Source organism: Achromobacter sp. K91 (assembly GCF_003576205.1).
GTDB classification, from domain to species: Bacteria; Pseudomonadota; Gammaproteobacteria; order Burkholderiales; family Burkholderiaceae_B; genus Achromobacter; species Achromobacter aegrifaciens.
On sequence record NZ_QWFB01000012.1, the window covers coordinates 188029 to 206521 of the forward strand.

Sequence of the window (18493 nt, forward strand, 5' to 3'; positions counted from 1 at the left end):
GCCGGGTTGTCCAACAAAAACCCTCCGGTGGCACGGAGGGTTTTTTTCATGGCGCGAGCCGCCGCGCTTGACTCTGAAGCCGCTACAGGCTTTGTCATGGTGCCTTTCCCCGACCAGGACAGCCATGAGCGACAGCCATCAGCACGGCGACGTGCGCGCCTTGCCCGAATCCCGCCTCTGGATCGCCTTGGGCCTGACCGGCAGCTTCATGCTGGTCGAGATCGCGGGCGGCCTGATCACTGGCAGCCTGGCATTGATTTCCGATGCCATGCACATGATGACCGACGCCATGGCCTTGCTGCTGGCGCTGGTGGCGATACGCGCCGGTCGCAAGGTGGCGGACCTGATGCGTACCTATGGCTACGCCCGCTTCGAGATACTGGCGGCGGCGGTCAATGCGCTGGTGTTGTTGGGCGTCGCGTTCTACATCCTGTACGAGGCCTACCAGCGCCTGTCGGCGCCGCAGGAGATCCAGTCGCTGGGGATGCTGGCCGTCGCCGTGGTGGGGCTCATCGTCAACCTGATCTCGATGCGCATGCTGGCAGGCGCCAAGGACGAAAGCCTGAACGTGAAGGGCGCCTATCTGGAGGTATGGGCCGACATGCTGGGCTCGATCGGAGTGATCGTCGGCGCTGTGCTCATCTGGTTCACGGGCTGGCGCTGGGTGGATTCGGCGCTGGCGGTGGGCATAGGCTTCATGGTGTTCCCGCGCACCTGGGTGCTGCTGCGCGAGTGCGTGAATATCCTGCTGGAAGGCGTGCCGCCGGGCATGAACCTGCAGGCCGTGCGCGCCGCCATCGCCGGCACGGCCGGTGTGGCTTCCATCCATGACATACACCTGTGGGCGGTGACGCAGAGCAATCCCATGCTCACGGGTCACGTGGTGCTGGCGGCCGGGGCCGACGGCGAACAGGTACGCCGGGCCATCGAGGACAGGCTGCAGGCGGATTTCGACCTGCACCATACGACGCTGCAGATGGAGCGCGAGGATCGTTCCTCGCAGGAGCATATCCACTGACGACGGCCGCATGAGCGGCAAGCCCGCAAGCAAATAAAAACCCCTGTCCGCAGACAGGGGTTCATCGGCAGCCAGGCCAGGCCGCGAGGCCTGCTCTTTTTATTTGCCTGGCACTCTGGCCGCGATCTCGGCGATCAGTCGCCGCGCGGCGTCCAGCTTGTCGGCGGCGGGCAGGGGATGGGTGCCTTGCTCGTCGAACAGCACCAGTTCGGTGGTGTCCGCATCCATGACCTTGTGCGCCAGGTTGCCCACCAGCAGCGGAATGCCCTTGCGCGTGCGCTTGGCTTCGGCATGCTCGGCCAGCTTCTCGGTTTCGGCGGCGAAGCCGACGCACCAGGGGCCGTCGGGCAGCTTGGCCACTTCGGCCAGGATGTCCGGATTGGGTTCGAATTCCATCACGGGCGCGCCGCCGCCTTCGCTGGTCTTCTTCAGCTTCTGGTTGCTGACGTTCTTGACGCGCCAGTCGGCCACCGCGGCCACCGCGATGAAGATGTCCGCGTCGGCCGCGCTGGCCATCACGGCGTCGTGCATCTGGCGCGCGGTCGTGACCGACAGCGCGGTGACGCCGCGCGGCACCTGCAGGAAGGTGGCGCCGGTGATCAGCGTGACGCGGGCGCCGGCCTCGCGGGCGGCGCGAGCCAGCGCGTAGCCGGTCTTGCCCGACGAACGGTTGCTCAGCACGCGCACCGGGTCCACGGGTTCGGACGTGGGACCGGCGGTCAGCAGCACGTGGCGGCCGGCCAGCAGCTTGGGCTGGAAGAAGGCGATCAGGTCGGTCAGCAGCTCATGCGCTTCCAGCATGCGGCCATCGCCGGTTTCACCGCAGGCCTGTTCGCCGGCGGAGGGGCCCAGCACGCTGATGCCGTCGGCGCGCAGTTGTTCGACGTTGCGCTGCGTGGCCGGGTTGGCCCACATCTCGCGGTTCATGGCGGGCGCCACCAGCAGCGGACAGGCGCGCGCCAGGCACAGCGTGGACAGCAGGTCGTCGGCCATGCCGTGCGCCAGCTTGGCCATGAAGTCGGCGCTGGCCGGCGCAATCAGCACCGCGTCCGCGCCGCGCGTCAGGTCGATGTGCGCCATGTTGTTGGGCACGCGGGCATCCCAGGCATCCACGAACACCGGACGGCCCGACAGGGCCTGCATGGTGACCGGCGTGATGAAGTGCGTGGCCGCCTCGGTCATGACCACATCGACGGTGGCGCCTTGTTCGGTCATGCGCCGCACCAGCTCGGCGATTTTGTAGCAGGCGATGCCGCCGGTCAGGCCGAGGACGATGCGTTTGCGGGCGAGGTCGAGCATGAGGGAGGCGGCGGGTTCAGCGCCGTGTAAACGAGGAACGGACAGTGATTTTATTCTGCATTGCGGCATTGCGCCTTTCGCGATGCGTTCAGGGGGCATCAAGCAGGACAAAAACCGTGGGAAATGCTGAAGGAAGCCGGGGCGTCGCGCCCCGGCCGGGCCTTCTTCAGGCCTGGGTCTTGGCCTTGCGGCCGCGCAGGAGTTCGTCCAGCACCAGCAATATGGCGCCGCAGGTGATGCCCACGTCCGCCAGGTTGAAGGCGGGGAAGTAGGAGGTGTTCCAGTAGAACAGCAGGAAGTCCACCACGTGGCCATAGACCACGCGGTCGATGACGTTGCCGATGGCGCCGCCCAGGATCAGGGTCAGCGCCAGGCTGAAACGCGGCTGGCCATGGGTGCGGCGCAGGATGATGGTGATGACCACCGCCGCCACGCAGCCCAGGCCGGTGAACAGCCAGCGCTGCCAGCCTTCTTCGGACGCCAGGAAACTGAAGGCGGCGCCGCGGTTGTACATCAGCGTGAAGTCGAAGACCGGCAGCACGTTGACGCGTTCGCCGTACTGGAACGAGGTGTTGAAGTAGACCTTGGTCAACTGGTCCAGCACGATGATGAGCAATGCCAGGGCCAGCCAGCCGCCCACGCGCGCCGGCGCGGCGCGGACGGGGGCGGCGCCCGTCACTCCGGGGTCGGAGGGGCGGGCCATGCTCAAGCCTTGTCGCGGGCTTCGCCCGTGCCGAACAGGTTGGACACGCAGCGGCCGCAGATCTCGGGATGATCCGCGTCCTGGCCCACGTCCAGGCGCCAGTGCCAGCAGCGTTCGCACTTCTTGTGCGTGGACGGCGTGACCTCGATGCGGGTCTCGCCTTCGCCCGCGTGCACCGTGGCGCGCGAGACGATCAGCACGAAGCGCAGGTCGTCGCCCAGGCTGGCCAGCAGTTCCTGGTCGGCACCGTTGGCGTACAGGTCCACTTCGGCCTGCAGCGAGGAGCCGATGTCGCCGGCCGTGCGCACTTCTTCCAGCTTGCGCTGGACTTCGGCGCGGATGGCGCGCAGACGCGCCCACTTGGCCGACAAGGCGTCGGCATCGGCGAACGGGGGCAGCGCGTGGTAGACCTCGGTGAAGATCGTGGTGCGGGCGGCGTCGGCCTGGTTCTTCAAGGCCGAGTTGACCAGTTCCTTCCAGGCTTCTTCAGCGGTGAAGGACAGGATCGGCGCCATCAGCTTGAGCAGCGTCTGCGTGATGTCCAGCAGGGCCGTCTGGGCCGAGCGGCGCGCGCGGCTGTCCTCGGCCGAGGTGTACAGGCGGTCTTTCAGGATGTCCAGGTAGAACGCGCCCAGGTCTTCCGAGCAGAACGTCTGCAGGCGCGAGACGGCGGGGTGGAAGTCGTAGCGTTCGTAGTTGGCCTGGACCTCGGCCTGCATCTGCGCCGTCATGGCCAGCGCATAGCGGTCGATCTCGAACAGTTCGCCATAAGGAACGGACTGCGTCACCGCGTCGAAGTCGGCCAGGTTGGCCAGCAGGAAGCGCAGCGTGTTGCGGATGCGGCGGTAGCCTTCGACCACGCGCTTCAGGATCTCGTCCGAGATGGACAGTTCACCCGAGTAATCGGTGGACGCCACCCACAGGCGCAGGATTTCCGCGCCCAGCGAGTCGGACACCTTTTGCGGGGCGATCACGTTGCCGACCGACTTGCTCATCTTGCGGCCCTGGCCGTCCACCACGAAGCCGTGCGTGAGCAGGGCCTTGTAGGGCGGTTGGCCGTAGAGCATGCAGCCAGTCAGCAGCGACGAATGGAACCAGCCGCGGTGCTGGTCCGAGCCTTCCAGGTACAGGTCGGCGGGCCAGGCGAGTTCAGCGCCATGCGAGCCGGCGAAGTCGCCGTCCTTGCCGCCCAGCACCGTGGCGTGCGTGCTGCCCGAGTCGAACCACACGTCCAGCGTGTCGCGGTTCTTTTCGTACTGGTCGGCTTCGTCGCCCAGCAATTCGCGCGGATCCAGGGTCTGCCAGGCTTCGATGCCGCCTTGTTCGACGCGCTGCGCCACCTGTTCCAGCAATTCGGAGGTGCGCGGGTGCAGTTCGCCGGTTTCCTTGTGCACGAAGAAGGCCATCGGCGTGCCCCATTGCCGCTGGCGCGACAGCGTCCAGTCGGGGCGGTTGGCGATCATGGCGTGCAGGCGGGCGCGGCCCCAGGCCGGATAGAAGGCGGTGGCGTCGATGCCGGCCAGCGCCGATTCGCGCAGGGTAGGGCCGCCGTCCTTGGGGGCCACGTCCATGCCGGCGAACCACTGGCTGGTGGCGCGGTAAATGATGGGGGTCTTGTGGCGCCAGCAGTGCATGTAGCTGTGCTTGTGCTTTTCCACGTGCATCAGCGCGCCGGCTTCCGTCAGCGCCTCGACGATCTTGGGGTTGGCGTCCCAGATGGACAGGCCGCCGAACAGCGCCAGGCTGTCCACATACTTGCCGTCGCCCATGACCGGGCTGATGAAGTCGGTGTCCTTCATGCCGTGCTCCTTGCACGAGATGAAGTCCTCGATGCCGTAGGCCGGCGCCGAGTGCACCACGCCGGTGCCGGAGTCGGCCGTCACGTAGTCGCCCAGGTAGGCGGGCGACTTGCGGTCGTAGGCGGCGTTGAACTGCGCCAGCGGGTGGCGGAATTCGATGCCCGACAGCGCCGCGCCCGGGGCCGTGGCGATCACTTCGCCTTCCAGGTTCCAGGCTTTCAGGCAGGCTTCGACGCGTTCCTTGGCGATCAGCAGGAGAGGACCGAACTTGGGAACCGGCGTCACGCGCACCAGCGCGTATTCGATTTCGGGATGCAGATTCAGCGCCTGGTTGGACGGGATGGTCCAGGGCGTGGTGGTCCAGATGACGATGGCGCCGTCTTCCACCGAGTCCAGGCCGAAGGCGCTGGCCAGCTTGGCGTGCTCGGCGAACGGGAAGGCCACGTCCACCGCCGGGTCGACGCGGTCGGCGTACTCGACCTCGGCTTCGGCCAGGGCCGAGCCGCAGTCGAAACACCAGTTCACGGGCTTCAGGCCGCGGAACACGTAGCCCTTGTCCAGGATGCGGCCCAGCGCGCGGATTTCGTCGGCTTCATTGCTGAAGTTCATCGTCATGTAGGGACGATCCCACTCGCCCAGCACGCCCAGGCGCTTGAAGTCCTTGCGCTGGCGGTCGATCTGTTCGAGGGCGTAGGCGCGGGCCTTGGACTGCACTTCCGCCACGGGCAGGTGCTTGCCGTATTTCTTTTCGATCTGGATTTCGATCGGCATGCCGTGACAGTCCCAGCCCGGCACGTAATGCGCGTCATAGCCGGCCATGTTGCGGCTCTTGACGATGATGTCCTTCAGGATCTTGTTGACCGCGTGGCCGATGTGGATGTCGCCGTTGGCGTAGGGCGGGCCGTCGTGCAGCACGAAGCGCGGCCGGCCGCGGCTGGCGGCGCGGATCGCCTGGTAGACGTGGTTTTCTTCCCACTGCGAAATCCAGGCGGGCTCGCGCTTGGCGAGGTCGCCCCGCATGGGGAAGGGGGTATCGGGCAGGTTGAGGGTCTTTTTATAGTCCATGAACGGCAAAATAGGCGCGCGCGTTTCGCGCGTCTTCGGCGATGGCGGCAGTCAGGGAAGGGAGGTCAGGAAATTTTTCTTCGTCCCGCAGCTTTTGCAGGAATTCGACGCGTACGAGTTTACCGTAAGCGTCGACGGTCTCGTCGAGCAGGTGCGACTCCAGCAGCACGCGGCCGCGGTCTTCGACCGTGGGGCGCACGCCCAGGCTGGCGACCGCCGGCAGCGGGCGGTCGGCCAGGCCGTAGACCTGCACCACATAAATGCCCGAGCGCGCGGCGCAGCGCTCGGCCACCCGCAGATTCATGGTGGGAAAGCCCAGCGTGCGGCCCAGCTTCTGGCCGTGGATCACGTGGCCGCTGATGTGGTACGGGTGGCCCAGCAGGTGGCGGGCGCGCTCCAGGTCGCCCACCGCCAGCGCGGTGCGCACCTCGGAACTGGAGATCCGGTGCCCTTGCTGGTCGGTCACGTCCGCCAGGGTCTGCACCTCGAAGCCATGGCGCAGGCCGGCCTCGCGCAGCAGGTCGATGTCGCCGCTGCGCTTGTGGCCGAAGCGGAAGTCCTCGCCCACCAGCAGCCATTTGGCATGCAGGCCCTGGACCAGCAATTGTTCGATGAAGGCGTTGGCCGACATTTCGGCCAGGCGGGCGTTGAAGCGCTCCACCACGACCTGGCTGATGCCGTAACGCGCCAGCGCCGCCAGCTTGTCGCGCAAACCCGAAATACGGGTGGGCGCCAGCTCCGGGCGTTGATTCAGGGTGGCGAAATACTCCCGCGGATGCGGCTCGAAGGTCATCACGGCGGGCGTCAGGTTGCGGTCGCGAGCGACTTGGCAGACGCGCGCCAGCATGGCCTGGTGTCCGCGATGGACGCCGTCGAAATTGCCGATCGTCAGCGCGCAAGGGGCGCGCCGGTCGGGCGGGGGCAGGGATCGGTAGATGCGCAGCGATGGTTTCACGAGCGAGAGTTTACAATTTTGGATTCCGGGTTTGTTCCTGTCCTTACCTGCCGCGCGTCCAGGCTGTCGCCGCGCGCGGGATTGCGTAGGGCGGACGGGCCCGATTTCCCTTGGAATTCCTTATCTTGCCGGAAATATCTACCACCAAGCGCCGCATCGTCATCCTGATTTCGGGACGCGGCAGCAATATGCAGGCCTTGGCCGAGGCCTGCCGCAATGAAGGCTGGCCGGCCGAAGTCGCCGCCGTCATCGCCAGCAAGCCCGATGCCGCCGGCCTGGATTGGGCGGCCCAGCAGGGCATCCCCACCGGCGCGCTGTATCACAAGGACTACGCCAGCCGTGAAGCCTTCGACGCCGCGCTGGCCGCCGAGATCGACCGCTACGAACCCGATTACGTCATTCTGGCGGGCTTCATGCGCGTGTTGACGCCGGGCTTCGTCAATCACTATGCCGGCCGGCTGGTGAACATCCACCCGTCGCTGCTACCGGCGTTTCCCGGGCTGCACACGCACGCCCAGGCGCTGGCCACCGGGGTGCGCGTGCACGGCTGCACCGTGCACTTCGTCACGCCGGTGCTGGACCACGGTCCCATCATCGCCCAGGGCTGCGTGCCGGTCCTGGCGGGCGATACGCCCGAATCCCTGGCCGAGCGCGTGCTGGCGGTCGAACACCGGGCTTTCCCGGCGGCGGTGCGCTGGCTGGCCGAAGGCCGGGTTACCCTGACCAGCGACCACCGCGTCAACGTGCAAGGCGATCCCGATCGCCTTTTCGCCTGGTCGCCGGCCGCCTGAGCGGCCCCGAATCGAATTTTTCGGGCGGAAGCCCTCCGCCCCACTGGAATACACCATGACCAAACCCCAATCTCCGCGTTCCCGTCCGGCTGGCGCCGCCAGGGCCGCGTCCGAAGGCCGCGACGGTCGGTCCTTCTTCTCGCGCCCCAAGGGCGAGGCGCGCGCCCCGATCGCACGCGACAACGCCCGTGACGAGCGCTCCGGTGGCAGCCGCGACGAACGCTCGGCCGGCCGCCCGACGCCGCGCCCGTCCTACGACGCGCCGCGCGGCGAAGGCCGCGGCGGTGAACGCGGTTCCTACGGTTCGGACCGTCGCGAGGGTCGACCGAGCCCGCGTCCGTCCTTCGATCCGGCGCGCGGCGAGGGCCGCGGCGAGCGCGGTTCTTATGGTTCCGAGCGCCGTGATGGCCGCCCGGGCCAGCGTCCATCCTACGATGCTCCACGCGGCGAAGGCCGTGGCGGCGATCGCGCTTCCTATGGTTCGGAACGCCGCGAAGGCCGTCCGGGCCAGCGTCCGTCCTACGACGCCCCGCGCGGCGAAGGTCGTGGCGGCGAGCGCGCTTCCTATGGTTCGGAACGCCGCGAAGGCCGTCCGGGCCAACGTCCGTCCTACGACGCCCCGCGCGGCGAAGGTCGTGGCGGCGAGCGCGCTTCCTATGGTTCGGAACGCCGCGAAGGCCGTCCGGGCCAACGTCCGTCCTACGACGCTCCGCGCGGCGAAGGCCGTGGCGGCGAGCGCGCTTCCTATGGTTCGGAGCGCCGCGAAGGGCGTCCGGACTCGCGTCCGTCCTTTGACGCCCCGCGTGGCGAAGGCCGTGGCGGCGAACGCGCCTCCTATGGCCCGGATCGTCGCGAAGGCCGCGCGGACTCGCGTCCGTCCTATGGCTCGCCGCGAGGCGATGATCGCGGCGGCGAGCGCGGCGGCGAACGCGGCCAGTATGGCGGCCCGCGCGGCGGCGATGGCGGCCAGGACCGCCCGCCCAAACCCCAATTCAATCGCCCGCGCCAATCGCACGCGGCGATCCGCATCGACCAGGTCCAGCGCGTCCTGGGCGAAATCCTGCAATGGACCTATCCGGCCGACGCGGCCCTGTCGCACTGGCTGCGCAATCATCCGAATCTGGGCGCGCGCGATCGCTCCGAGGTCGCTGAAGCCGTCTACGACGTGCTGCGCCATCTGCGCCGCTACCGCCAGTTCGGCGAAAGCGGCGTCGGTCCTGCTTCGCGCCGCCTGGCAATCCTGGGCCTGGCCGCGACGCTGGGCGCCGAGGCGCTGGCCGAAGGCATGGACGCCGGCGAAGCCGAATGGCTGCAGCGCGTGTCGCAGATCGACCTGGCGACACTGCCGCGCGCCGTGCGCGGCAGCATCCCGGACTGGCTGGACGAACGCCTGGGCGCCATGGACAGCCCGGAAACGCTGATCGAGGCGCTGAACCGCCAGGCCAGCCTGGACCTGCGCGTCAACCCGCTGAAGGTCGAGCGCGACGCCATGCTGGCCGAATTGCAGCAGGGCGCCGGCCGCTACGAACCTGTCGCCATGCCTTATTCGCCCTGGGGCATCCGCATGGAAGGCCGTCCGGCCATCAACCGTTGGCCGCAGTTCGAGAACGGCAGCATCGAAGTCCAGGACGAGGGCAGCCAGTTGCTGGCGCTGCTGGTGGCGCCGCGCCGCGGCGAAATGATCATCGACTTCTGCGCCGGCGCGGGCGGCAAGACACTGCTGCTGGGCGCGCTGATGCGCTCCACCGGCCGCCTGTACGCGTTCGACGTGTCCGCGGCCCGTCTGCAGCGCGCCAAGCCGCGCTTTGCGCGCAGCGGCCTGTCCAACGTGGTGCCGGTGGTCATCGACAGCGAAAACGACGCCCGCGTCAAGCGCCTGGCCGGCAAGGCCCAGCGCGTGCTGGTCGATGCCCCGTGCAGCGGCATTGGCACCCTGCGCCGCAATCCGGATCTGAAATGGCGCCAGCACCCCGAGGCGCTGGCCGAACTGGGCCAGCTGCAGGAACGCATCCTCAACAGCGCGGCGCGCTGCGTCGCCCCGGGCGGCCGCCTGGTGTACGCCACCTGCAGCCTGCTGGCCGAGGAAAACGAGGTCCAGGCCGAGCGTTTCCTCGCCAGCCATCCGGATTTCGAGCGCCTGGACGCCGCCGAGATCCTGGCCGCGCGCTGTGAAAACCTGAAGCTGGACGGCCCCTACGTGCAGCTGCGCCCCGACGTGCACGGCACCGACGGCTTTTTCGCCGCGGTATTCGAGCGCAAGAAGAAGGGCGCGGCGACCGTGGCCGAAGAAGCTTCGGAAGCGGACGAGGCTTCGACTGAAGAAACGTCCGACGGGGACGCGGCCGGTCCACAGGACCAGCCGGCCTGATCGGGAGCGCCGGGTCAGGGACCCGGCGTCACCACCACCGTGGCGCTGTAGCGGCGCGTGCCCAGGGTCTTGTTCTGGTACTTCACTTCCCAGGCCAGGCTGTCATTGCCTGGCTGGTCCGCCTGGTAGACCACCTGGGATACCGGCACGGTCTGGTAGGCGCAACGCCCGGAATCGCTGGACTGGCCCCGCGTCTGCATGATGTTGGCCTTGCCCAGGCGCGGCGTCATGGTGAGCGATACGCGCGGCGCGCGCAGCGCCAGGCAGTCCGATCCGCGGATCTCGTAGTACGAGGCCAGCACGGCGACGTCGCCCGATTTCAGCGTTTGCGCGGAAACGGTGGCGGGCAGGACGGTGCCCAGCGCGGCCAGGGCGTAAAAAAATTGGGGACGGATTTTTTTCAGCAACATCAGTGGGACAAAAGAGACAGTTTGGTCGGTAAAGCACCCGCAGTGTGCGCCAGCCGCAAGTCCGCTTCAAGACCGGACGCCAAGCTGACAGGAACTTTAACGGCGAAATCGAGCCCAAACCTTGCGCCTTCGCGTATGCCCCCCACCTACCCTGGGGAGGACGGCCCTAGCGCCGCGTGCCGCAAGGCTCGGCCTCGCAACCCGCATTTTTGGTGGCGAGAGTGGGTTTTTGCCCTGAAAAACCGGGGCTTAGTCCTTGATTTCGCTCAAAAACTATTTTGAAACTACCTTGTCATAAGTCAGCCAAGGTAAGCTAAACTCCAGGCACTTCTCTAGCGAGGCTCCTAACAGCTTTATGGATTACATCCTTTCCTTCATTGCCGGCGGTCTGACCCAAGCCACTTGGTGGCAGGTTGTCGTGTTCACTCTGGTTGTGACGCACATCACGATTGTGTCGGTCACGGTCTTTCTCCATCGCAGCCAAGCGCACCGTGGTCTGGATCTGCATCCGGCCGTCATGCACTTCTTCCGTTTCTGGCTCTGGATGACGACCGGCATGGTCACCAAGGAATGGGTGGCCATTCACCGCAAGCACCACGCCAAGTGCGAAAAGGAAGGCGATCCCCATTCGCCCATCCTGTTCGGCATCTGGAAGGTGCTGTTCCGCGGCGCGGAACTGTACCGCGAAGAATCGAACAACAAGGAAACCATGGCCAAGTTCGGCCACGGCACGCCTGACGACTGGCTCGAGCGCAACGTCTACAGCAAGCACAGCCTGTGGGGCGTGCTGACCATGCTCGCCATCGACATCGCCCTGTTCGGCGCCATCGGCGTCACGGTATGGGCCGTGCAGATGGCCTGGATCCCCTTCTGGGCCGCCGGCGTCGTCAACGGCATCGGCCACTACTGGGGCTACCGCAACTACAACAGCCCGGACACCAGCACCAACGTGTTCCCCTGGGGCATCGTGATCGGCGGCGAAGAGCTGCACAACAACCACCACGCCCATGGCACGTCGGCCAAGTTCTCGGCCAAGTGGTACGAATTCGACATCGGCTGGTGCTACATCAACATCCTGAAGTTCTTCGGCCTGGCCAAGATCAAGAAGGTTGCGCCCAAGCTCAAGCTGGACGACAGCAAGACCGGCATCGACCTGCGCACCCTGCAGGGCGTGATCACGCACCGCTACGAAGTCATGGCCCGCTATGCGGACGTGATCAAGAGCGCCGCCCGTGAAGAGCTGGCCAAGCTGAAGGATTCGCGCAACAAGGACAGCGCCGAGTGCGACTGGACCAAGCTGCACAGCGTGCGCCGCGCCATCCACCGCAACGAGGACATCCTCCAGCCCGAACAGGTTGCCGCCGTGGATCAAGCCATCGCCCGCAACAAGTCGCTCGCCACGCTGGTACAGATGCGCCGTGAACTCGGCCGCATCTGGGAAAGCTCCAGCGCCAGCAGCGAACAGCTTCTTCATGACCTGCAGGCCTGGTGCCAGCGCGCCCAGCAAAGCGGCATCGCCGGGCTCGAGCAATTCGCTCAACGTCTGCGCCGCTACGCGGCATGATGCTAGAGAAGCTCAATCCTGAACAACGCGCCGCAGTAACGTTAGAACCGCAGCACGCCCTGGTCCTGGCCGGGGCGGGCAGCGGCAAGACCCGGGTGCTCACCACCCGCATGGCCTGGCTGATTCAAACCGGCCAGGCCTCGCCTTTTGGGCTGCTGGCGGTCACGTTCACCAACAAGGCGGCGCGCGAAATGCTCGCGCGCATGTCGGCCATCCTGCCGATCGATACGCGCGGCCTGTGGATCGGCACCTTCCATGGCCTGTGCAACCGCATGCTGCGCGCGCATCACCGCGATGCCGGCCTGCCGCAAAGCTTCCAGATCCTGGACGTCACCGACCAGCTCGCGGCGATCAAGCGCCTGATGAAGGCCAATGGGGTCGACGACGAAAAGTATCCTCCGCGCGACGTGCAGCGCTTCATCAACGGCGCCAAGGAAGAAGGCCTGCGTCCCGCCGACGTGGAAGCCTACGACGCCCATCGCCGTCGCCTGATCGAGATCTACCAGCTCTACGAGGCCCAGTGCCTGCGCGAAGGCGTGGTGGACTTTGCCGAGCTGCTGCTGCGCGCCTACGAACTGCTGTCGCGCAATGCGCCGGTGCGCGAGCACTACCAGCGCCGTTTCCGCCACATCCTGGTCGACGAGTTCCAGGACACCAACACGCTGCAGTACAAGTGGCTGCGCCTGTTGGCCGGCGGCGGCGCCGCGATCTTCGCGGTGGGCGACGACGACCAGTCGATCTATGCCTTCCGCGGCGCCAACGTCGGCAACATGGCTGACTTTGAACGCGACTACGCGCGCGGCACCGTGATCCGCCTGGAGCAGAACTACCGCTCCTTTGGCCACATCCTGGATTCCGCCAACGCGCTGATCGGCCATAACACCGGCCGCCTGGGCAAGAACCTCTGGACCGAGCAGGGCGACGGCGAGCCGGTGCGCGTCATCGAGCAGCCGTCCGACGGCATGGAAGCGCAGTGGATCGTGGACGAGATCCGCTCCCTGATCCGCGAAGGCAGCCTGCGCCGCGAGATCGCCGTGCTCTACCGCAGCAACGCGCAGTCGCGCGTGCTGGAACACGCCATCTTTTCCGCCGGCATTCCCTATAAGGTGTACGGCGGCCTGCGTTTTTTCGAGCGCCAGGAAATCAAGCACGCGCTGGCCTACCTGCGCCTGATGGCCAATCCGCACGACGACACCTCGTGGATGCGGGTCGTCAATTTCCCCACGCGCGGCATCGGCGCGCGCACGCTGGAGCAATTGGGCGACGCCGCGCGCGCGCACGACACCAGCCTTTACGCGGCCGTGGCCCTGGTGCCCGGCAAGGGCGGCTCCAACCTGGCGCAATTCGCGCAGCTGATCCATCGCCTGATCGAAGAGACCCGCGACCTGCCGCTGCCGGAAATGGTCGAGCACATGCTCGAGGCCAGCGGCCTGAACGCGCACTACAAGGCCGAACGCGAAGGCGCGGAGCGCCTGGAAAACCTGAGCGAACTGGTCACCGCCGCAGCGGTGTTCGCGTCCGAGGAAAACTACGACGGCATGCCTGCCGGCGTGGTGCCCGAACAGGACACGGCCTCCACGCTGAACGCGGGCGTGGTCGACGCGCCGGTCGTGGCATCCGACGGTTTGACTCCGCTGGCGGCGTTCCTGTCGCATGCGGCGCTGGAAGCGGGCGACAACCAGGCCCAGCAGGGCCAGGACGCCGTCCAGCTCATGACCGTGCACGCGGCCAAGGGCCTGGAGTTCGACGCGGTGTTCATCACCGGCCTGGAAGAGGGGCTGTTCCCGCACGAGAACAGCGTCCTGGAAGCTTCCGGACTGGAAGAAGAACGCCGCCTCATGTATGTGGCCATCACGCGTGCGCGCCAGCGCCTGTACATCAGCCTGGCGCAAAGCCGGATGCTGCACGGCCAGACGCGCTACGCGATGCGGTCGCGCTTCCTGGAAGAAATTCCCGAACAGCACCTGAAGTGGCTGTCGCCCAAGGCCGGCCTGGCCCAGGTTGGCGGCACGGGCGCCGGCTGGGGCGGCGGCAACCGCGGCGACGCTTTTGGCCGCAAGCCCACCAATACCATTGCGCCGCGTCAAGCCCGCAGCGTTACCACCGGCGTCACGGTGGGCGACAAGCAGTATCGTGTAGGTCAGGGCGTGCACCACGCGCGGTTCGGCGAAGGCACGATCATCGGCTTGAGCGGAGCAGGGCAGGACGCCCAGGCTGAAATCCAGTTCCGCGACGTGGGCGCCAAGACCTTGGCGCTGGGCATCGCCAAACTTGACATTGTTCAGGGTTGATACTCATGGCCGACAACGATACTTCCAAAGCCGAGCTGGCGTCGCTGCGCGCCGAGGTCGATGAAATCGACCAGCAGATCATGCTGCTGCTGGGCGTGCGGTTCCGCTGCACGGACATGATCGGCGAGCTCAAGCGCGATCTGGGCATGGACCTGGTGGATCCCAAGCGCGAGGAGCAGCAGGTCGCGCGCATCCGCCGCCTGGCGCAAGAGGCGGGCGTGCCGCCCGCGCTTGCCGAAACCATCCTGCGCGAAGTGATCGACACCGTGGTCGACCACCACACCCGCCTGCGCGAGCGCCCGTACTCGTAATGCCAGGCCGGCGGCGCATGGGAGCCTGCATCTGCAAGCTGCCGGGCGCCGCCTCTCCCTTTCCTACAAGACCTGCATGAACGCCAGCAAGGCGTCGATCTCGTCCGCGCTCAACGCGAGCGGCCGGATGTGTTCGGACTTGCTGGGCGCATACGGGTCGGGCGGATCGCTGGGCACGGGATCGCGGCCCATGCCGGCGTTGTACATCCGCAGCAGGCCCTTCAGGTCGGGAAACAGTCCGTTGTGCATCCACGGTCCGGCACGCGACACATTGCGCAGGCTGGGCGTGCGGAACTTGCCAAGATCGGCGGGATTGCGCGTCGCCTCGTAGCGCCCCAGATCCTGGTTGCGGCGGCCATAGAAGGACAGGCCGATGTTGTGGAACTGGTGATCCGTCAGCATCGCGCCGCTGTGGCAGTTCATGCAGCGCGCCTGGGTGCGGAACAGGTGCATGCCGATTAACTCGCTGTCGTCCAGCGCATTCGATTGTCCATCCAGGAACTTGTCGAAGCGCGTGGTTTCGGGCCGAAGCGTAGCGACATAGGCGGCCAGCGCGCGCGCGAGGCGGTCGGCGTCTACAGGCGGCTGCGCTGCCGGGGCGGCGCCGAATGCTTGCAGGAACTGCGCAGGGTAGGGATCGGCCGCCAACAGGCGCGCCACGGCGCCGTCGGCGTCATGGTTCATTTCGCGGGGATCGTGGATGGGGCCCAGCACCTGTTCCTTCAGGCTGGAGGCGCGTCCGTCCCAGAACAACCGGGGCGCGAACGGCGCCGCATACAGCGGCGTGGAGCGCCGCCTGCCCATCAGCTTGTCTTCGCCCACGGCCAGCGCGAGGCCGTCGGTGAAGGCGCGCTGCGGCAGATGACAGGAGGCGCAGGACACCTGCCCCTTGCGCGACAGCCGGGTATCGAAGAACAGCATCTGCCCCAGCGTCACCACCGCCGGGCGCGCGACGTCCGCAGCCAGTTCCGCTTGGCCGGCGTTGGCCGCGGTCCAGGATAGGGGCGGATTGGAGGCCGGCGGCACCGGCCCCCATTCGCGCCAGGCCACGCCAGGATCGATCGTGGGCGCTGGCCACGCCGAGGGCGGCCCAGCGTACAGCGGCCGCAGGCACGCGGCATTCCAGCCCGTGGGCGTGCGGCAGGCGGCCTGATCGTCCTGGGCGTCTGCGTCGGCGTGGGATAGGGACGCCGCCAGCGCCAGCGCCGCGCCCAGGATCAGAAGCGGTAACCGACTTGCAGCCATAGCTCCCGTCCCGTCTGATAGGTACTGCGGTTGGTCTTGACGTTGGGATTGCTGGCCGTCACGGCGGGCCTGCGGTCCAGCACGTTCAGGACTTCGACCGTGAATTCCAGACTGCGCGCAAACGTGGGATTCCAGGAAAGCTTGGTGTCCCAGGTCCAGTAGGACGGGATCTCGCCGGATTCGAATCGATCCAGGTAGTCGGGCCGCGGACCGCGCCCGACGTAGACGGTGGCGTCGCGCTTGCTGCGCCAGTTCACCATGTTGCTCCAGGTCAGGCCGGCGCGCGGCCACGCGCCGGTCAGGCTGAGGGTGGCGATCTGTGGCTGGTAGAAGGAGCTTGGAGGCAGGTCGATGGCGCGCAGGCGCGAGCCGTTGTAGATCACGTATTCGCCGGGGTCGCGCGCGTCGCCGTTGTAGCCTTCGACCAGGTCCGCATTGGTCTTGCGCTTCTGCCAGCTCCAGCTGGCCTGCATGTTCCAGCGCGTCTCGCCCAGGCGCCAGGGCTCCAGCGTGCGCAGCGACAGGCTGACGCCGTCGGTGGTGGACAGGCCGTCGTTGGTGTAGCGGTAGCCGTCCTTGTCGTTGCCGGTCGTGGCCCACTGGTCGCGGCCGTTGCGGCGCACGTAGCTCAGCACGCCTTCCATGCCCGCCATGCGCTGGCGCAGCGAGACCGCCCATTCATCGTCATAGGGCATGCGCAGGCCCTTGTACTCCACGTAGTACTCCTTGCTGCCGTCCGCCACGGGCTTGCCGTTCTTGTCCAGCACCTGGCGCCGCAGGCGGCTGCGTTCTTCCTTGAGCGCCGTCTCCAGCACGCCGGCCCCGTAGTACCGCGACCAGCCGGCGCTGAGCAGGGTATCGCCCGAACCGAACATGTCCCAATCCAACCGCGTGCGCGGCGACAGGTTGTTGTTGCCGAGGAACGTCTCGCGGTCGTAGCGCAGGCCGGCGTCCAGCGCCAGCCGTTGCCATTCGATGCGGTCCGACAGATAAAGGCTGGCCATGTTGTAGTTCACGTCCACGGTGCCGGGCAGGTAGCGGACCTTGCTGAAATCCCGATAGCTGCCGTCGCGGTTGTAAGCGCGCTGGTAGGAGTGGCTTTCCTGGAAACGCTCGAAGTTCGCCTGCACCTGGTTCAGTTCCGCGCCTGCATAGGGGATATGCGTGAACACGCCCGTGCGCACCGGATCCAGGTCGACCCGGCCCTTCAGCGTCCAGGTGTCCTGCCGCGTCTGCTCCTTGCCGAAGCCGCCCGCCGTGTACCGCGGCAGCAGGTAGGGGCTGAATGTCACCAGCTCGTCGCCGACGGATTCGCGGTTGCTGAGCGACCGGTCCCAGCCCGCCTGCAGCGCAAGCCGGCCGCCCTGGAAGTAGTGGTCTACGTTGACGCCTATGCCGCGCGCCTCATGGTTGTTGTCCCAGCGGGTGTGCCGGAACAGGTCGCTGGCCAGGGTTTCGCTGCGGTCGCTGTATTTCAGCGTCAGGTCGGCCGTGGTATCGGCGCTGGCGCGCACGCTGAACTTGCCCAGGAAGTTGTCGATCCGGTCGCTATAGGCGGCCTGGCCCGGCGCCGGCTGTCCCTTGTCGTCCACGCCCATGTTCCAGCGCGTGATGTCCGATTCGCGGCGCGACATGGCCAGCACGGCGCCTGATTTTTCATTGAAGGCGAGGTCGCCCACGGCGGAGTAGAAGCGCTTTTTCCATTCCGGCGAATAGCCCGGCTTGCCCTGCGCCCAACTGTTTTGTTCGCCCTCGGCGACCTCCTGCCGCGTCATTTTGGAAGTGTTCCAGCGGTAGTCCAGATTCAAGCGGTTTTCGCCGGAAAAGCGGCGCAGCCTGGCGTCGACGACGCCGCCCGTGAAGCGGCCGTACTCCACCGGCACGAAGCTGTCGTGCACGCGCACTTCCTCCAGCAGGCTCGTGTCCACGAAGTACGACTGCGGGTTGCTGGGCACGTTGCCGACCTGCAGGTTCAGGTTCTTGCTGGCCGGGTCCACGCGGTTGGTCGCGTCCATGCCGTCGAGCTGGAACAAGTTCTGGTAGGGGCTGGAGCCGTGGAAGGAAATGTCCTCCACATTGAGCGAGCCGCGGTTCTGCGAGCCGGCGGCGCCCGGATTGGTGCGCACCGCCGGATGCGTCGCCACCAGCGTGCTGAGGTCGCGGTTGGAGCTGGGCGTTTCGGCGATGTCCTCGCGGGTATAGATGCGCTCGCCCACCTGCTCGCCGTAGACCCGCACGGCATCCAGGCGCAGGGCGGAAAACTGGTTGGTCTTGTCCACGTAGACGATGTAGCGGCCAGGTCCGTCCGCGCGCAGCGCCAGTCCGGACCCCGCCAGCAGGTGGTTCAGCGCGAGCAGCGGCGAATACTCTCCTTGCAGTGGGGGCGAAGTCTTGCCCGCCACCGCCGCCGGCGGAAACGAGATCTCCAGGCCCGCCTGTCGGCCCAGCGCGAGCAGTGCGTCGCCCAGGGGTTGGGCCGGCAGGTCATAGGCGACGGGCGCGGTCGACTGAGCGGGGGCCGGCGAAGCCGTTATCAACGCGGCGATGAGCAGCGCCGCCGAAGCGCCAGACCGGCGGGCGCGCCGGTTGAAGTGGGGAAACAGCATGAATGCGTCCAAGCGGGTGTTGATGTCAGCCGTAGGACGTGTGCAGGCACGGATTACCTCAGCGGATT

At 66.9% G+C, this 18493-nt stretch carries 13 protein-coding genes; 6 read left to right on the forward strand and 7 right to left on the reverse strand.

The genetic code is table 11. From position 1 onward, the window contains the following. Positions 1-124 precede the first annotated feature (124 nt). Positions 125-1018 carry a cation diffusion facilitator family transporter gene (locus DXK93_RS03180; protein WP_119449334.1) on the forward strand — a complete coding sequence of 298 codons (894 nt, stop codon included), beginning with the start codon at positions 125-127 and terminating at the stop codon, positions 1016-1018. 99 nt (positions 1019-1117) lie between these two features. On the opposite strand, the gene coaBC is transcribed toward DXK93_RS03180, so the two are convergent. The 4 genes from coaBC to DXK93_RS03200 all read right to left on the reverse strand — a co-directional run bounded on the left by coaBC (position 1118) and on the right by DXK93_RS03200 (position 6839). Then, positions 1118-2317: a bifunctional phosphopantothenoylcysteine decarboxylase/phosphopantothenate--cysteine ligase CoaBC gene (gene coaBC / locus DXK93_RS03185; protein WP_054456013.1), complete on the reverse strand. Its 1200-nt coding sequence runs from the start codon at positions 2315-2317 to the stop codon at positions 1118-1120. A 166-nt stretch (positions 2318-2483) separates the two neighbouring features. Then, positions 2484-3020 (reverse strand): signal peptidase II, encoded by a 537-nt coding sequence (gene lspA / locus DXK93_RS03190; RefSeq protein ID WP_054456015.1) that lies wholly within the window; start codon positions 3018-3020, stop codon positions 2484-2486. Between the two features lie 2 nt (positions 3021-3022). Next, positions 3023-5884 carry an isoleucine--tRNA ligase gene (gene ileS, locus DXK93_RS03195; protein ID WP_119449335.1) on the reverse strand — a complete coding sequence of 954 codons (2862 nt, stop codon included), beginning with the start codon at positions 5882-5884 and terminating at the stop codon, positions 3023-3025. Beyond that, positions 5874-6839 carry a bifunctional riboflavin kinase/FAD synthetase gene (locus tag DXK93_RS03200; RefSeq protein WP_054456020.1) on the reverse strand — a complete coding sequence of 322 codons (966 nt, stop codon included), beginning with the start codon at positions 6837-6839 and terminating at the stop codon, positions 5874-5876. The genes ileS and DXK93_RS03200 overlap by 11 nt, the downstream gene beginning before the upstream one ends. A 134-nt stretch (positions 6840-6973) precedes the next feature. Here DXK93_RS03200 and purN point away from each other — a divergent pair, with 134 nt between their 5' ends. Both purN and DXK93_RS32590 read left to right on the forward strand, forming a co-directional pair. Beyond that, complete coding sequence (gene purN, locus DXK93_RS03205; RefSeq protein ID WP_119449372.1) at positions 6974-7630, forward strand: phosphoribosylglycinamide formyltransferase; 657 nt, start codon at positions 6974-6976, stop codon at positions 7628-7630. 1027 nt (positions 7631-8657) lie between these two features. Beyond that, positions 8658-9998, forward strand: coding sequence for an RsmB/NOP family class I SAM-dependent RNA methyltransferase (locus DXK93_RS32590; protein WP_054456474.1), 1341 nt, complete (start codon positions 8658-8660; stop codon positions 9996-9998). 14 nt (positions 9999-10012) lie between these two features. On the opposite strand, the gene DXK93_RS03215 is transcribed toward DXK93_RS32590, so the two are convergent. Further along, positions 10013-10408, reverse strand: a complete 396-nt coding sequence (locus tag DXK93_RS03215; protein WP_119449336.1) for a hypothetical protein — start codon at positions 10406-10408, stop codon at positions 10013-10015. A 355-nt stretch (positions 10409-10763) separates the two neighbouring features. Here DXK93_RS03215 and DXK93_RS03220 point away from each other — a divergent pair, with 355 nt between their 5' ends. Genes DXK93_RS03220 through DXK93_RS03230 form a run of 3 tightly spaced genes read left to right on the forward strand, consistent with a single transcriptional unit; the run spans position 10764 to position 14574 of the window. Continuing rightward, on the forward strand, positions 10764-11972 hold the full coding sequence (locus tag DXK93_RS03220) for a fatty acid desaturase (RefSeq protein WP_054456025.1): 1209 nt from the start codon (positions 10764-10766) through the stop codon (positions 11970-11972). After that, positions 11969-14263 (forward strand): UvrD-helicase domain-containing protein, encoded by a 2295-nt coding sequence (locus DXK93_RS03225; protein ID WP_059373632.1) that lies wholly within the window; start codon positions 11969-11971, stop codon positions 14261-14263. Before DXK93_RS03220 ends, DXK93_RS03225 begins: the two co-directional genes overlap by 4 nt. Before the next feature lie 5 nt (positions 14264-14268). Continuing rightward, positions 14269-14574, forward strand: coding sequence for a chorismate mutase (locus DXK93_RS03230; protein WP_054456030.1), 306 nt, complete (start codon positions 14269-14271; stop codon positions 14572-14574). Positions 14575-14637: 63 nt separating this feature from the next. Here DXK93_RS03230 and DXK93_RS03235 read toward each other — a convergent pair whose 3' ends face one another. Together DXK93_RS03235 and DXK93_RS03240 are read right to left on the reverse strand one after the other, a co-directional pair. Further along, a complete protein-coding gene (locus DXK93_RS03235; RefSeq protein ID WP_119449337.1) occupies positions 14638-15819 on the reverse strand; it encodes a cytochrome-c peroxidase in 1182 nt (393 codons plus the stop codon). Next, on the reverse strand, positions 15792-18425 hold the full coding sequence (locus DXK93_RS03240; protein ID WP_119449373.1) for a TonB-dependent receptor: 2634 nt from the start codon (positions 18423-18425) through the stop codon (positions 15792-15794). The genes DXK93_RS03235 and DXK93_RS03240 overlap by 28 nt, the downstream gene beginning before the upstream one ends. Positions 18426-18493: the final 68 nt, after the last annotated feature.

What these genes read in the sequence shown, in the direction of transcription:
- DXK93_RS03180 (WP_119449334.1), top strand. Translation starts at nt 125, where the DNA reads ATGAGCGACAGCCATCAGCACGGCGACGTGCGCGCCTTGCCCGAATCC.
- coaBC (WP_054456013.1), bottom strand. Translation starts at nt 2,317, where the DNA reads ATGCTCGACCTCGCCCGCAAACGCATCGTCCTCGGCCTGACCGGCGGC.
- lspA (WP_054456015.1), bottom strand. Translation starts at nt 3,020, where the DNA reads ATGGCCCGCCCCTCCGACCCCGGAGTGACGGGCGCCGCCCCCGTCCGC.
- ileS (WP_119449335.1), bottom strand. Translation starts at nt 5,884, where the DNA reads ATGGACTATAAAAAGACCCTCAACCTGCCCGATACCCCCTTCCCCATG.
- DXK93_RS03215 (WP_119449336.1), bottom strand. Translation starts at nt 10,408, where the DNA reads ATGTTGCTGAAAAAAATCCGTCCCCAATTTTTTTACGCCCTGGCCGCG.
- DXK93_RS03220 (WP_054456025.1), top strand. Translation starts at nt 10,764, where the DNA reads ATGGATTACATCCTTTCCTTCATTGCCGGCGGTCTGACCCAAGCCACT.
- DXK93_RS03225 (WP_059373632.1), top strand. Translation starts at nt 11,969, where the DNA reads ATGATGCTAGAGAAGCTCAATCCTGAACAACGCGCCGCAGTAACGTTA.
- DXK93_RS03230 (WP_054456030.1), top strand. Translation starts at nt 14,269, where the DNA reads ATGGCCGACAACGATACTTCCAAAGCCGAGCTGGCGTCGCTGCGCGCC.
- DXK93_RS03235 (WP_119449337.1), bottom strand. Translation starts at nt 15,819, where the DNA reads ATGGCTGCAAGTCGGTTACCGCTTCTGATCCTGGGCGCGGCGCTGGCG.
- DXK93_RS03240 (WP_119449373.1), bottom strand. Translation starts at nt 18,425, where the DNA reads ATGCTGTTTCCCCACTTCAACCGGCGCGCCCGCCGGTCTGGCGCTTCG.